This window comes from Pseudomonas sp. CFBP 5748 (assembly GCF_053850495.1).
This window is the reverse complement of the sequence record NZ_JBSPTN010000008.1, coordinates 244172-258597: the sequence shown is the minus strand read 5'-3', so window position 1 is coordinate 258597 and position 14426 is coordinate 244172. Positions and strand designations below refer to the sequence as shown.

At 62.2% G+C, this 14426-nt stretch carries 11 protein-coding genes and 2 pseudogenes; all 13 read right to left on the bottom strand.

What is annotated here, in order from left to right; all coding sequences use genetic code 11:
• Nucleotides 1-135: 135 nt before the first annotated feature.
• Complete coding sequence (locus tag ACWNZ1_RS20080; RefSeq protein ID WP_135843887.1) at nt 136-1413, bottom strand: flavohemoglobin expression-modulating QEGLA motif protein; 1278 nt, start codon at nt 1411-1413, stop codon at nt 136-138.
• A 36-nt stretch (nt 1414-1449) separates the two neighbouring features.
• The gene (locus tag ACWNZ1_RS20075; RefSeq protein WP_135843886.1) at nt 1450-2004 is read right to left on the bottom strand and encodes a hypothetical protein; all 555 of its coding nucleotides are present in this window, start codon (nt 2002-2004) and stop codon (nt 1450-1452) included.
• Nucleotides 2005-2155: 151 nt separating this feature from the next.
• Nucleotides 2156-2872 carry a TetR/AcrR family transcriptional regulator gene (locus ACWNZ1_RS20070; protein ID WP_135843885.1) on the bottom strand — a complete coding sequence of 239 codons (717 nt, stop codon included), beginning with the start codon at nt 2870-2872 and terminating at the stop codon, nt 2156-2158.
• 101 nt (nt 2873-2973) lie between these two features.
• Nucleotides 2974-4476 (bottom strand): lysine--tRNA ligase, encoded by a 1503-nt coding sequence (gene lysS, locus ACWNZ1_RS20065; protein ID WP_135843884.1) that lies wholly within the window; start codon nt 4474-4476, stop codon nt 2974-2976.
• A gap of 110 nt (nt 4477-4586) precedes the next feature.
• A protein-coding gene (prfB, locus tag ACWNZ1_RS20060; protein ID WP_135843883.1) for a peptide chain release factor 2 occupies nt 4587-5682 on the bottom strand; the annotation gives its coding sequence in 2 pieces (ribosomal slippage) (nt 4587-5609 and nt 5611-5682; 1095 coding nt in all).
• 158 nt (nt 5683-5840) lie between these two features.
• On the bottom strand, nt 5841-6842 hold the full coding sequence (locus ACWNZ1_RS20055; RefSeq protein ID WP_135843882.1) for a diguanylate cyclase domain-containing protein: 1002 nt from the start codon (nt 6840-6842) through the stop codon (nt 5841-5843).
• A 45-nt stretch (nt 6843-6887) separates the two neighbouring features.
• A complete protein-coding gene (gene cheB, locus ACWNZ1_RS20050; protein WP_256452230.1) occupies nt 6888-7898 on the bottom strand; it encodes a chemotaxis response regulator protein-glutamate methylesterase in 1011 nt (336 codons plus the stop codon).
• On the bottom strand, nt 7895-10153 hold the full coding sequence (locus ACWNZ1_RS20045; RefSeq protein ID WP_135843880.1) for a hybrid sensor histidine kinase/response regulator: 2259 nt from the start codon (nt 10151-10153) through the stop codon (nt 7895-7897). The genes cheB and ACWNZ1_RS20045 overlap by 4 nt, the downstream gene beginning before the upstream one ends.
• On the bottom strand, nt 10150-10821 hold the full coding sequence (locus ACWNZ1_RS20040; protein WP_135843879.1) for a chemotaxis protein CheW: 672 nt from the start codon (nt 10819-10821) through the stop codon (nt 10150-10152). The genes ACWNZ1_RS20045 and ACWNZ1_RS20040 overlap by 4 nt, the downstream gene beginning before the upstream one ends.
• On the bottom strand, nt 10818-12080 hold the full coding sequence (locus ACWNZ1_RS20035) for a CheR family methyltransferase (RefSeq protein ID WP_135843878.1): 1263 nt from the start codon (nt 12078-12080) through the stop codon (nt 10818-10820). The genes ACWNZ1_RS20040 and ACWNZ1_RS20035 overlap by 4 nt, the downstream gene beginning before the upstream one ends.
• Nucleotides 12077-12613 (bottom strand): chemotaxis protein CheW, encoded by a 537-nt coding sequence (locus tag ACWNZ1_RS20030; protein ID WP_265072755.1) that lies wholly within the window; start codon nt 12611-12613, stop codon nt 12077-12079. The genes ACWNZ1_RS20035 and ACWNZ1_RS20030 overlap by 4 nt, the downstream gene beginning before the upstream one ends.
• Nucleotides 12613-13791: pseudogene (locus ACWNZ1_RS20025) on the bottom strand (methyl-accepting chemotaxis protein); the annotation flags it as partial. The pseudogene ACWNZ1_RS20025 and the gene ACWNZ1_RS20030, both read right to left, overlap by 1 nt.
• Nucleotides 13768-14175: pseudogene (locus tag ACWNZ1_RS20020) on the bottom strand (MCP four helix bundle domain-containing protein); the annotation flags it as partial. The pseudogenes ACWNZ1_RS20025 and ACWNZ1_RS20020, both read right to left, overlap by 24 nt.
• Nucleotides 14176-14426: the final 251 nt, after the last annotated feature.

The window sequence follows — 14426 nt, the reverse complement described above, 5'->3', positions numbered from 1 at the left end:
AAAATCAGGGTTGGATCACAGTCCCCTGTGGGAGCGGGCTTGCTCGCGAAGGAGTCGTATCAGTCACCTATACAGTGACGGGTACACCGCTTTCGCGAGCAAGCCCACTCCCACATTTGTTGGACAGTGTGGTGCTTAAAGGATATTGGAATAATCCGCTTCGATCCGGTCCAGGCTCAGATGGTTCAGGAAGTTGGAGAAACACATCCAGGCCGACAGCGCGTTCATGTCGCGGAACTGCTCGGGCAGGTACTTGGGCGGCACGACCAGGCCTTCGTCCACCAGTTGCCGCAGGGTGCGCATGTCCTCAAGCGTGGTCTTGCCGCAGAACAGCAACGGCACCTGTTCCAGCTTGCCCTTGCGCACGGCCAACTGAATGTAGTTGTAAACCATGATAAAGCCCTTGAGGTAGGACAAGTCTTTGGTGAATGGCAGACCAGTCGGCACCGAGCCACGGAAAACCCGACTGGCGTTGCCATAGCTTTCGGCCATTTCAAAACCTTGCTCGCGGAAGAACTCGAAGATCTGCAGGAAATCGGCACCCTCCTCGACCATATGAATGGCGCGGGTGCGGTTGGTAAGTTTGCGCAGGCGGCTGGGGTAGGAGGCGAAGGTGATGATTTCCATCAGGATCGCCAGGCCTTCCTGGGTCACGGTGGACGAGGGCGGGCCCTTGGACAGGAAGGTGCAGATCGGCTGGTTCAAGCCGTTGAGGGTGGTGCCAACGTGTACCAGCCCTTCGTGGACTTCCAGGGCCCGCACGTCGCGGTCGTTGAACATCGCATCGGTGCGGATTTTGATGTAGTCCGCACCCGCCGCCGCATCGGCCACAATCCCATCGGACTCGAACACCCGGATGGTTTCCTCGGCTTCACCAAAAACCCGGTTGAGGCGATGTTGCAACAGGCTGACGGCGTCCTTGGCGGTAAGAATCTTCGGCTCGTCCTTCAGGTCGCCACGGCCATCGATGTTGTTCAGGTAGTCGGACAGCATCAGGCCCAAGTCCGCCAGGGTCGGGTCGCCAGCATGAAAGGCGTCGGAAGCCGCGCCGTACAACTCCTGGGAAATCAGCCCGAAATCCTCGGTGCCGCGTGCTTCGAGCATGCGCACCACCATGCGGTATTCCTTGCACATGCGGCGCATGATCTGGCCAACCGGGTTGAACTGGCCGAGCTGGCGGGTGATGTCACGCTCGATGTTCTGGAACTCCAGCTTCACCTTGCTGGAATCGAAGGACAGCGGTCGGTTGAGGTAATAGTCGCGGTCCACGGCGGGCATTTCCTTGCCCTTGGCCTTGAGAAATCCTTTGCGGATGCTGTCATCCCATTTCACCGCGTCGAGAATGCGAATCGGCGTTTGCGCCAGCACAATGCGATCGGACAAGGTGCGTATCGTCTGCTGGTAATCGTCCACCCGGAACTCCTGTGAAAAAACGTCCGCTTGTTGCAGTTATTGGGATTTGTCCAGCCGCTGGTAGCGCACGGCCTCCGAGAACACATCGGAATTGGCCGGGTCGTCGAGATAGCTGAAAACCTTGCTCATGTCGCTGTCCACCAACACGCCGTCACCTTCCTCGCTCTGGTTTGGCTCGCCGCTGAGGATTTTCTGACCGATGGCCTGGTTGACCTGTTCCAGGTCCAGGTTGTAGACCACCAGTTCCTGCTTGTCGGTCAACTCGAACCCGGCGATCACATAATGTCCGCCATACCGGGCCGGCACCTTGGCTGACAGGTACCAACGGCTGCCATGACGGGAAACGGTCAGGGGGATGGCTTCGCGCTCCTGGGGCCGGGCCCTGAAATAGCTGATCGCCTGATAGCGGTGCTTGCCGATCTCGGCCAGCTCCAGGTTCAACGGTTCACCCCAGGCGTTGGTGCTGGTCCAATGGCCGAGCAGGCCCTTGGGCGCGGCTTCGCTATCAGGCAACGGCGCCTTGAAGGACACCAGACAACCACTGAGCAACAGCAACGACACGGCCAATACAACGGCACGCCAGGCTTTCATTGGAACTCCCTATGGCACAGGTCGCCTTGCTTTTGTGGCGAGGGAGCTTGCTCCCGCTGGGCTGCGCAGCGGCCCCCTTTTTTGGTGAGCGCTGCGCGCTCAAGCGGGAGCAAGCTCCCTCGCTACAAGGGCTGTGGTGAACCCATCGGGGTTACACCGACGCCAATACCAGGTGCATGTAGCGGGTCAGGATACCGAGCATTTCTTGCGCTGCTACCGGCTCGGCGCCATTGAGCAAGCCCTGATATTCCATCCGACCGATAATCGCCGTCAACACTTTGGCATCCTGTTGCGGTTCGCGGGAACCCAATACCTGGAAAAACTGACACGTACCGTGCAGCAGGATCTGCTGGTGGGAGCGCACCAGCTCTGCCAGGCGCGGGTTGAGCAGCGCCTCCTGGCGGAACGCCTGTTCGGCCATCAGGTACTCGCGGCGACTGTCCAATTGATGCTGCACGTAATCGGCGGTCAGCCGGGCAATGTCGTCGGCCAGCTGCGAACGGGATTCGGCGCTGCCGTCGCCGTAGGCGACCATTTCCCGCAGCAGGCCTTCATTGTTGGTCCACAGTTTGGCCATGAACGCCGCGCTGCGTTCCACGTATTGGGCGAAGGTATCGGTGAGCAGGTCATCGATGTCCTTGAAATAATAAGTGGTGGCCGACAGCGGCACGCCTGCTTCGGCGGCCACGGCACGGTGGCGCACCGCACGCACGCCATCACGCACCACAATGCGCATGGCTGCGTCGAGAATCTCCTGGCGGCGCTGTTCACTGCCCTGTCGGCTGGCCTTGCGGCCCTGGTACTGAACACTTTCAGCGACAGCAGTGGCGACGCCCGCTGCACCTTCTGGAGCCATTGCACGATTCACGACAGGTCTATCCTCGCTATTTCAATAGTAACCAATTGATACGTTTGTACCAGACAGGCAATAAAAAGCCGCCCTTCCAGGCGGCTTTTTATTTGAAACATTTACGCTTGAGGCCGCATGTGCGGGAAGAGGATCACATCCCGGATCGACGGTGAGTTGGTCAACAACATCACCAGGCGATCGATGCCAATACCCTCGCCCGCCGTCGGCGGCATGCCATATTCAAGAGCCCGCACAAAGTCGGCATCGTAGTGCATGGCTTCATCGTCGCCGGCGTCCTTGTCGGCCACCTGGGCCATGAAACGCTCGGCCTGGTCTTCGGCATCGTTGAGCTCGGAGTAGGCGTTGGCGATTTCACGGCCACCGATGAACAGCTCGAAACGGTCGGTGACGCTTGGGTTCTCGTCATTACGACGAGCCAGTGGCGACACTTCAAACGGGTACTGGGTGATGAAGTGCGGCTGTTCCAGCTTGTGCTCGACCAGCTCCTCGAAAATCATCACTTGCAGCTTGCCCAGGCCTTCGAAGCCGAGCACCTTGGCACCGGCCTTCTTGGCGATGGCACGGGCCTTGTCGATGTCGTTCAGATCATCGGCGGTCAGTTCAGGGTTGTACTTGAGGATCGAGTCGAACACCGACAGGCGCACGAACGGCTCGCCGAAGTGGAACACCTTGTCGCCATAAGGCACGTCGGTGCTGCCCAGGATCAACTGCGCCAGCTCGCGGAACAGTTCCTCGGTCAGGTCCATGTTGTCTTCGTAGTCGGCGTAAGCCTGGTAGAACTCGAGCATGGTGAACTCAGGGTTGTGCCGGGTCGAAACGCCTTCGTTACGGAAGTTGCGGTTGATCTCGAACACCTTCTCGAACCCGCCAACCACCAGGCGCTTGAGGTACAGCTCCGGGGCGATACGCAGGAACATTTCCATGTCCAGGGCGTTGTGGTGAGTCTCGAACGGCTTGGCCGCCGCACCGCCAGGGATGGTCTGCAGCATCGGCGTCTCGACTTCCAGGAAGTCACGCTTCATCAGGAAGCTGCGGATGTGGGCGATGACTTGCGAGCGCACGCGGAACGTCTGGCGCACTTCTTCGTTGACGATCAGGTCAACGTAGCGCTGGCGATAGCGCTGCTCGGTGTCGGTCAGGCCGTGGTGCTTGTCCGGCAGCGGGCGCAGGGACTTGGTCAGCAGGCGCACGCTGGTCATTTCGACATACAGGTCGCCCTTGCCGGAACGGGCCAGGGTGCCTTCGGTGGCGATGATGTCGCCCAGGTCCCAGGTCTTGACGGCGGCCAGGGTTTCTTCCGGCAGGGTCTTGCGGTTGACGTAGACCTGGATGCGCCCGGTCATGTCCTGGATCACCATGAACGAACCACGGTTGAGCATGATACGACCGGCCACCTTGACGGGAATCGCCGCCTCGGCCAGCTCTTCCTTGGTCTTGTCCGCGTACGTCTTCTGCAGGGCGTCGCAGTAGGCGTCGCGGCGGAAGTCGTTGGGGAAGGCCTGGCCCTTGGCGCGCTCGGCAGCAAGCTTTTCCTTGCGCAGGGCGATCAGGGAGTTTTCTTCCTGTTGCAGGGCTTGCGGGTCGAGTTCTAGGTCGCTCATGTCTTTAATGATTCCATCACAGGTTCGTTGCCCCCGGCCCCGGGGCCGGAGTTTGCGGACAAGCCTCGCTCCTGAGTGGAAGCGTGCCTGCCCGCCGCATGGGTATCGCGTTACAGGCCTTGCTTGAGGCTCGCCACCAGGTATTCGTCGATGTCGCCATCGAGCACCTTGTCGCAGTCGCTGCGTTCGATGCTGGTGCGCAGGTCCTTGATCCGCGAGGCGTCGAGTACGTACGAACGGATCTGATGACCCCAGCCGATGTCCGACTTGGTGTCTTCCAGGGCCTGGGACGCCGCGTTGCGCTTCTGCACTTCCTGCTCGTACAAACGGGCCCGCAGCATTTTCATCGCGGTGTCTTTGTTGGCGTGCTGGGAGCGCTCGTTCTGGCAACTGACCACGGTGTTGGTCGGTACGTGGGTAATCCGTACGGCCGAATCGGTGGTGTTAACGTGCTGGCCACCGGCCCCGGAGGAACGGTAGGTATCGATGCGCAGGTCCGACGGGTTGATGTCGATTTCGATGTTGTCATCGATTTCCGGCGAAACGAACACCGCCGAGAACGAGGTGTGGCGACGGTTGCCGGAATCGAACGGGCTCTTGCGCACCAGGCGGTGCACGCCGATCTCGGTACGCAGCCAGCCAAAGGCGTATTCGCCCTTGATGTGCACGGTGGCGCCCTTGATCCCGGCGACTTCACCGGCCGACAGTTCCATGATGGTCGCGTCGAAACCGCGTTTGTCGGCCCAGCGCAGGTACATGCGCAGCAGGATGTTGGCCCAGTCCTGGGCCTCGGTGCCGCCGGAACCGGCCTGGATGTCCAGGTAGGCGTTGTTCATGTCCATCTCGCCGCTGAACATGCGACGGAACTCGAGTTTGGCCAAGGCCTCCTCGAGACGTGTCAGCTCGGCGACGACATCGCCGACCGCGCCTTCATCGTTTTCTTCGACGGCCATGTCCAACAGGTCGCGGCAGTCGGCCAGGCCGCTGGACATTTCGTCCAGGGTCTCGACGATCTGCGCCAGCGCAGCGCGCTCGCGGCCCAGTTCCTGGGCATAGGACGGGTTGTTCCAGACATTCGGATCTTCAAGCTCGCGATTGACTTCGGTCAGACGCTCATGCTTTTGATCGTAGTCAAAGATACCCCCGAATAGTTTCGGAGCGCTCGGACAGGTCCTTGATGGTGTTCAGGATCGGGTTGATTTCCATGGCGGGCAGCACTCGTTGGCGAACTTTTGAAAGCCGGCGAGTATAACGTAATCAAACGCCAGCGGCAGCCCGCCTGGCGGCTTTAGGGGGGAATGAGGTTCAGGAGGGATTCTGCACAATACCCCTCGCCACAAAAGCATCCCTCCCAGCGTGACAAATTATTCGAAACCCACCCGATTACGCCCATTGTGCTTGGCCATGTACAACCCCTTATCCGCCGCCGAAATCAGCTGCCGGCAATCACTGCCCGGCTGAGGGGTGAGAGTCGCGACGCCGACGCTGATGGTCAGGCTTGCTCCGTCGTCGGGAGTGGTGTGGGGGATTTTCAGGGCAACGACGCTCTGGCGCAGCTTTTCCGCCATCAGCCGCGCGCCGCCAGCCGAGGTGCTGGGCAAGACCAGGGCGAACTCCTCACCGCCGTAACGAGCCGGCAGGTCGGACGGGCGACTGCATGCATCACGGATCGCCGTGGCAACCTTGCGCAGGGCTTCGTCGCCCTCCAGATGACCAAAGTTGTCGTTATAGGACTTGAAGTAATCCACGTCGATCATCAACAGCGACAGTTGGCTCTGATCGCGCATCGCCCTGCGCCACTCCAGCTCCAGGTACTCATCGAAATGCCGGCGGTTTGACAGCCCGGTCAGGCCGTCGGAGTTCATCAGCCGTTGCAGCACCAGGTTGGTGTCGAGCAGTTGCTGCTGGCTGACCCGCAGGGCGCGATAGGCCGCATCGCGCTGCAACAGCATCATGTAGGAGCGCGAGTGATAACGGATGCGCGCCACCAGCTCGATGTTGTCCGGCAATTTGACCAGGTAGTCGTTGGCCCCGGCAGCGAACGCCGCGCTCTTGACCAGCGGGTCCTCCTTGGTGGACAGGACAATGATCGGAATATCACGAGTGGCCGGATTGTTGCGGTATTCACGCACCAGGTTCAGGCCGTCGAGGCCGGGCATCACCAGATCCTGAAGAATCACCGTTGGCTTGATGCGAACAGCGTGAGCGATGGCCTGGTGAGGGTCGGAGCAGAAGTGGAAGTCAATGTTGTCTTCATTCGACAGCCCGCGTCGCACCGCCTCGCCGATCATCGCCTGGTCGTCGACCAGCAGGACCATGGCGGCGTTCTCATCATTCTTGAAATCGTCGAGCTGTAAATCATTCATGGGGGCTTACCTGAGTAAGGCTTGGGGCCAAGAGGCTGAGGTTCGTCATTGGCTAAAAATCTCCACCAACCGGGGTGCTATTTTGTCCAGCGCAAGAATCTGCGCGGCCGCATCAATGGCGGCCGCTGCTTTGGGCATGCCGTAGACGGCGCTGCTCTGCTGGTCCTGGGCGATGGTCACACAGCCCTGCTGACGCAAGAGTTTAAGCCCTTGCGCACCGTCGCGGCCCATGCCGGTGAGCAAAACGCCCACCGCATCACCGCTCCAGAAGTGGGCGACACTTTCGAAAAACACGTCGATGGAAGGCCGATAGATCTCGTTCACCGGCTCGGCGGTATAAGCCAGGGTGCCGTCTTTCAACAAACGCAGATGGTGATTGGTCCCGGCCAGCAACACCGTGCCGCTTTGCGGCGTCTCGCCGTGCAGCGCCAGGCGGACCTTGTGGCCCGACGCACCGCTCAGCCACTCGGCCATGCCGGCGGCAAATACTTCGTCCACATGCTGGACCAACACAATGGCCGGGGCAAAGTCACGGGGTAACGCCTTTAGCAGCACCTCCAACGCGGCCGGCCCACCCGCCGACGAGCCGATGGCCACCAGGCTTTTGCGCGACACCGAAGCACGCTGGGCCGACGGAGCGGATCGCTCACGGTTGCCACGCTCGCCGATCAGCCAACCAATGTTGGTGATCTTGCGCAGCAACGGCGCCGCCGCGTCCGCGGGATTGCCCACGCCCAAGGCCGGCGTATCGACCACATCCAGCGCGCCGTGCCCCATCGCTTCGAACACCCGGTGGACGTTCTGCTGGCTGTCACCGGTGACAATCACAATGGCGCATGGGGTCTGGGCCATGATCCGCCGGGTAGCCTCCACACCATCCATGATCGGCATGAACAGGTCCATCAGGATCAGGTCCGGGGTGTATTCGGCACAGCGTTGTACCGCCTCGGCCCCGTTGGCGGCCACCCAGACCAATTGATGCGCCGGCTCGAACGCCAGTGCACGGCGCAAGGCTTCGACCGCCAGGGGCATGTCATTGACGATGGCGATCTTCAAACGCGGGCTCCTCCGATCAGTTCGACCACGGCGTCGAGTAACGCGTCATCGTGGAAACTCGCCTTGGCTAGATAATAGTCGGCTCCGGCGTCCAGGCCACGGCGGCGATCTTCTTCGCGATCCTTGTAGGACACCACCATTACCGGCAGCGATTGCAAGCGGTTGTCGCGCCGCAGCAGCGACACCAGCTCGATACCGTCCATGCGCGGCATGTCGATGTCGGTGATCAGCAGGTCAAAGTCTTCCGAACGCAAGGCATTCCAGCCGTCCATGCCGTCCACCGCTACCGCTACGTCGTAGCCGCGATTGAGCAGCAGCTTGCGTTGCAACTCGCGCACGGTGAGGGAGTCGTCCACCACCAGGATCCGCTTGCGCGCGGCCTGGGTCTGGTTCTGGCGGGCAATGCGCTCCAGGCGCCCGGTGTCGAGCAGCTTGTCCACCGAGCGCAGCAGGTCTTCGACATCGACAATCAACACCACTGAGCCATCGTCGAGCAAGGCCCCGGCCGAAATGTCCTGGACCTTGCCCAGGCGTTCGTCGAGGGGCAACACCACCAGGGTCCGCTCGCCGATGAACCGTTCCACCGCCACGCCGTAAACCGCTTCGCGTTCGCGGATCACCACCACCTTGAGGGTCTGGCCGCTGTTCTGCGTGGCCGGGCGATTGAGCAACTGGCTGGCGGCAACCAGCCCCACATGCCGGCCTTCATGCCAGAAATGCTGGCGGCCTTCGACCTGCACGATGTCCTCCGGCGCCAAGTCGCACATGCGCTCGATGTGGGCCAGGGGAAAGGCATAGGCTTCGTCGCCGACTTCCACCACCAGGCTACGCACCACCGAGAGCGTCAACGGCACCTCGAGGTGAAAACGGCTGCCCTGGCCCGCCGTCTGCTCCAGCACCACCGCGCCGCGCAACTGCCGGACCATGTGCTGGACAGCGTCCAGGCCGACGCCGCGCCCGGACACTTCGGTGACTTTGTCGCGCAGGCTGAAACCGGGCAGGAACAGGAAGGTCAGCAGTTCCTCTTCGCTCAAACTGGCAGCGGTTTGCTCAGGGGAAAGGCCGCGCGCGACGATACTGCGGCGCACCCGTTCCAGGTCCACGCCGGCGCCGTCATCCGCCAGTTCCAGCACCAACAGACCGGCCTGATGGGAGGCGCGCAGACGGATCAGGCCTTCGGCAGGTTTGCCCGCCAGCACCCGCAGCTCCGGCGTTTCGATGCCGTGGTCCACGGCGTTGCGCAGCAGGTGAGTCAGCGGCGCCTCGAGCTTTTCCAGCACGTCGCGGTCGACCTGGGTTTTCTCGCCTTCAATCTCCAGGCGTACCTGCTTGCCCAGGCTGCGGCCCAAGTCCCGGACCATCCGCGCCTGTCCCGAGAGTACATCGGCGAATGGGCGCATTCGACAGGCCAATGCCGTGTCGTACAGCACCTGCGCCCGCTGGCTGGCCTGCCAGGCGAACTCGTCCAGTTCGGCGTGCTTTTGCGCCAGCAATTGCTGGGTTTCAGCCAGCAGGCGCCGGGCATCACCCAGGGCTTCCTGGGCCTGCAGGCTGAGGGCATGATCCTTGAGGTGCAGATTCAACGCCTCCAGGGCACGCAAGCCGTTGCTCTGCTGGCGCTTGAGCCGCTGCATCGTCGCCAGCCAGGGCTTGAGGCGCTGGGTTTCCACCAGGGATTTGCTCGACAGGTCCAGCAGGCTGTTGAGGCGTTCAGCCGTGACTCGCAGGACCCGCTCGCCACCTTCGGTGACCCGCTTGGTTTTAGGGGCCGGTTCCATTGGCACGGCCGGCTCGGGTTCCGGCAGTTCGACGCGGGATGGTTCGACAGGTCTATCGACTATTGGCGCCGCCGGGGTCTGCGCCGCATTGGGATCGAGCAAACGCCCCATCAACGCCACATAGGCGTCGACGTCCGAGGTGCCGATGGTGTTGCCCGGTGTAGCGATGCGTGTCAACAGGTCGGTGCCTTGCAGCAAGGCGTCGATGTGTTCGGCGCTCAAGACCAACCGGCGCTCCTGGGCGCTGACCAGGCAATCTTCCATCACGTGGGCCACGCTGACGCCGGCGTCCACTCCGACGATCCGCGCCGCGCCCTTGAGGGAATGGGCCGCGCGCATGCACGACTCAAGGTGATCGGCCTGGGTCGGATCGCGCTCCAGGGCCAACAGGCCGGCGCTGAGCACTTGAGTCTGGGCTTCGGCTTCCAGGCTGAACAACTCCAGCAACGAGGCATCGCGCATCTGATCGGGGGTCATGACAGGCTCCGGGTCACGGCGGACAGCAACTGTTCTTCGTCCAGCCAGCGCAGGCTGCGCCCCTTGTACTGCAATACGCCACGGGTGTATTTGCCCGCCGATTGCGAAGCGCTCTCGAGGATGCGTTCGTCGATGGCGTGGATGCCGTCCACTTCATCCACCGGTACCACGACAGGCCCGCCCTTGGCCGCGACAATCAACATGCGCGGCATGACCCGTGCGCCAGGAACCGCTGCCCCGCCGGGTTCCAGGTCCAGCAGCTCTACCAGCGACAGGCAGGCCACCAATGCCCCCCGTACATTCGCCACGCCCAGCAAGGCCCGCGAACGCTGGTGGGGCAGCGAATGGATCGGTTGCAACGGCGCCACCTCCACCAGGCTACGGGTGGCCAAGGCCAGCCACTCTTCGCCCAGGCGGAACATCAACAACGAGCGAGTGACGACATCGCTGTCCAACGGCGCAATGGCCAGGTCTCGGTCGTCGTGCGGCAAGGCATAGCGGTCGAGCAGCCGGGTGGCGGCGCGCGAGTACACCGAGCAGTTGCGACAGTGGATATGCTCGGCAAGCAACGGACAGGATTTGTCGCCATGCACGCCAATGCGATTCCAGCAGTCGTCGATGGCCTGGGCATCGTCATGGGTGACGTTGTAAAAAACCGAACCGCTCATCGTTTACGCTCACTGTCTGCTGCGCGCCCGCTACGGGCGGCGCGTTCCTGCAATCGACGGGCTCCGGCCGCGTCTCCCTGGGAAGCCAGCAGCGCCGCCAGATGCACCAGGGCCTCGGCGTGTTGCGGTTCAAGATAAAGCGCCTTGCGATAAAAACCCTGGGCTTCAAGCGCACTGCCGGCCATGTCGCTGAGCAGGCCCAACCAGTAGAACACCTGGGCCTTGGGCTCGTGGCTGCGCAAGTACTGCTCGCAGGCAGCGCGGGCCTCGGCGCTTTTGCCACTGTTGGCCAGGGCGGCGATATTGGCCAGCAACGTGGTGGCGTCGCTGCCTTTGGGCTCGACAATCGGCGACACGCCGCCGGCAAACGGCCGAGGCCGGGGTGCGGGGGGCACGACCCGGTGCGGCTGACGCACCGGCAGCGGAGTCGGTATCAAGGTTGGCAACGGTTGTGGCTCGGGCGCGCCTTGACGGCTGAAGGCAAACGACTGGGCAATCCCGATCGAGCGCATGCCCAGCCGCCCCAACAAACTGCCCTCGGCGGGGCCGATAAACAGCACGCCGTCCTGATGGGTCAGGCGCTTGAGCACCTCGAACACCTGCTGCTGGGTTGGCTGGTCGAAATAGATCAGCAAGTTGCGGCAGAACACAAAATCATAGGGTGCCTCGTTCACCAGCAAGGCCGGATCCAGCAGGTTGCCCACTTGCAGGCGTACCTGTTCGCGTACCCGCTCGCTGAGGCGATACCCCTCCTCTTCGGCGTCGAAATGGCGCTCGCGAAAAACAAGGTCTGCGCCACGAAACGAATTCTTGCCGTAGCGCGCTGCCTTGGCCCGCGAAACCGACAGCGGGCTGACGTCCAGCCCATCGACCTTGAATTGATGAGGCCCAAGCCCCGCGTCAAGCAAGGCCATGGCGATGGAGTAGGGTTCTTCGCCGGTGGAGCACGGCAAGCTGAGGATGCGCAACGCACGCAGGTGCTTAATCTCGGCCAGGCGCTTGACGGCCAGTTTGGCCAGGGTCGCGAAGGATTCGGGATAACGGAAGAACCAGGTCTCCGGGACGATCACCGCCTCGATCAGCGCTTGCTGTTCCTGGGCCGAGTGTTGCAGGCATTGCCAGTACTCATCAGCAGTTCGCCCTGGCGTGGCACTGATGCGTTGGCGCAGCGCGCGCTCGATGATCGCGGTGCCGACGGAGGTGACATCCAGGCCAATACGCTCCTTGAGGAAGTCGAAAAAACGCTGGTCGTTGTTCATGGCCGGGCCTCGAGGTCATCAAGGTTCATCGGCGGCGTGGGAAACAACACGGCGCGGACCGACTCGTCGAGCAGGTCATTGACCCGCACCCATTGCAGCAACCCCTGGGCGTCTTCGCGCACCGGGCCCAGGTACGGCGCCTGGCGGTTTTCCAGGCCATAGGGCTGGAAATCCGCGGGATCGCAGCGCAGGGTATCGGTGGCCTGCTCAAGAATCAGCCCCAGCACCTGCGCCGCTTGCTGTGAGTCGGGTCGGTAGTTCACCAGCACCAACCGCGTGCTGGTACGGGCCTCGGCGCTGTGGCCGAAGGTCAGGGTACACAGGTCGATCACCGGCACCACCGTCGCGCGCCAGGCAAACACCCCCGCCACCCACGCAGGTGCCCGGGCAATGGGCTTGAGGGGCAGGCGCGGCAGCACTTCCACCACATCGATGGCCTGCAGGGCGTAGCGCTCGTTACCGATGCAAAACACCAGGAACAGGGTTTGGCGGGCCGCTGGCGCGGCGCCACGCCTGGTCTCGAATTCGCCCATCAGACTTTGAAACGCGAAACGCCACTGCGCAGCCCAACGGCCACCTGGCTCAGTTCGTCAATGGCCGAACTGGCCTGGCGCAGGGATTCGACCGTCTGGCTGCTGGCATCGCCCAGTTGCACCAAGGCGTGGTTGATCTGCTCGGCACCGGTGGCCTGGGCCTGCATGCCCTCGTTGACCATCAATACCCGCGGCGCCAGTGCCTGGACCTGGTGGATGATCTGCGACAGCTGCTCGCCGATCTGTTGCACCTCGGCCATGCCACGACGCACTTCCTCGGAGAACTTGTCCATGCCCATCACCCCGGCCGACACGGCAGACTGGATCTCGCGCACCATCTGCTCGATGTCGTAGGTGGCCACCGCGGTCTGGTCGGCCAGGCGCCGCACTTCGGTGGCGACCACGGCGAAACCACGGCCGTACTCACCGGCTTTCTCGGCCTCGATAGCGGCGTTGAGGGACAGCAGGTTGGTCTGGTCGGCCACTTTGACGATGGTCACCACCACTTGGTTGATGTTGCCGGCCTTCTCGTTGAGGATCGCCAACTTGGCGTTCACCAGGTCGGCTGCGCCCATCACCGAATGCATGGTTTCTTCCATGCGCGCCAGGCCTTGCTGCCCGGAGCCGGCAGCCACCGAGGCCTGGTCGGCGGCGGTGGAGACTTCGGTCATGGTGCGCACCAGGTCCCGGGACGTGGCGGCAATCTCTCGAGACGTCGCGCCGATTTCGGTGGTGGTGGCGGCAGTTTCGGTGGCCGTGGCCTGTTGCTGGCGCGAGGTCGCAGCGATCTCCGTCACCGAGGTGGTGACCTGCACCGACGAGCGCTGGGCCTGGGACACCAACGATGTCAGCTCGGCCATCATGTCGTTGAAGCCGGTTTCCACCGCACCGAATTCATCTTTGCGTGCAAGATTCAGGCGCCCGCTCAGGTCGCCGCTGCGCATGATCTCGAGGATTTCCACGATGCGGTTCATCGGCGCCATGATCGCGCGCATCAGCAACAACCCACAGAGTAAGGCGACGATCAACGCGACGAGAAACGCCAGGCCCATGGCCACTTTGGCCGCCGTTACCGCGTCGCCAATAGTCCCGGTGGCTTGTTCCGCCAGCTCGCGATTGCGCTCGATGATTTGGTTCAAGTGCCCACGACCTCCCACCCATGCAGGCGTCAGCTCTTTGTCCAGCGCCAGCCGCGCGCCCTCATAATCCTTGCGCTGATACAGGTCCAGGACCTTCGCCATAGCCAGGTTGAACGCTTGGTGATTGGCCTCGAACTCATCGAAAGAAGCCTGGTCGGCCGGGTCCTGGATCAGCTTTTGATAGTTCTGGATCTCCTCGCGTAGATGCTTCTCGAAGCCCTGGTAGCGGGCCTTGTCCTCGGCGGTGATTTCCCGGTTCCCCGAGAGACCGACGATCTGTTGGGTCAAGACGTAGCTGTCGACCCAGCCGCCACGAATCATGGAGCTGAAGTACACCCCCGGCACCGCATCGGCCCGAACCTTTTCTTCACTGTCCTGGATCTTCAACAAGCGCGAATACGAGACAACCACCATCAGCAACATGATGGCGATGATCACCGCAAAACTCGCCAGGATGCGTTGGCGCAACGTCCAGTTCTTCACAGTAAAACCTCGGGGCCTTTAAAATGCTGGGGAGTATAGCCGAGGGTGGTGTGGCATCTGTAAGGCGGGATGGAGTGATTTTGGCGCGGCCGAGGCTCGCTGTTTTCTCAAGATGAGCAATACCCCCTGTGGGAGCGAGCTTGCTCGCGATAGCGGTGCATCAGCCAACGATGCTGTGACTGACCGGGCGC

What these genes read in the sequence shown, in the direction of transcription:
- ACWNZ1_RS20035 (WP_135843878.1), bottom strand. Translation starts at nt 12,080, where the DNA reads ATGAACAACGACCAGCGTTTTTTCGACTTCCTCAAGGAGCGTATTGGC.
- ACWNZ1_RS20045 (WP_135843880.1), bottom strand. Translation starts at nt 10,153, where the DNA reads ATGACCCCCGATCAGATGCGCGATGCCTCGTTGCTGGAGTTGTTCAGC.
- lysS (WP_135843884.1), bottom strand. Translation starts at nt 4,476, where the DNA reads ATGAGCGACCTAGAACTCGACCCGCAAGCCCTGCAACAGGAAGAAAAC.
- ACWNZ1_RS20030 (WP_265072755.1), bottom strand. Translation starts at nt 12,613, where the DNA reads ATGGGCGAATTCGAGACCAGGCGTGGCGCCGCGCCAGCGGCCCGCCAA.
- ACWNZ1_RS20040 (WP_135843879.1), bottom strand. Translation starts at nt 10,821, where the DNA reads ATGAGCGGTTCGGTTTTTTACAACGTCACCCATGACGATGCCCAGGCC.
- ACWNZ1_RS20075 (WP_135843886.1), bottom strand. Translation starts at nt 2,004, where the DNA reads ATGAAAGCCTGGCGTGCCGTTGTATTGGCCGTGTCGTTGCTGTTGCTC.
- ACWNZ1_RS20055 (WP_135843882.1), bottom strand. Translation starts at nt 6,842, where the DNA reads ATGAATGATTTACAGCTCGACGATTTCAAGAATGATGAGAACGCCGCC.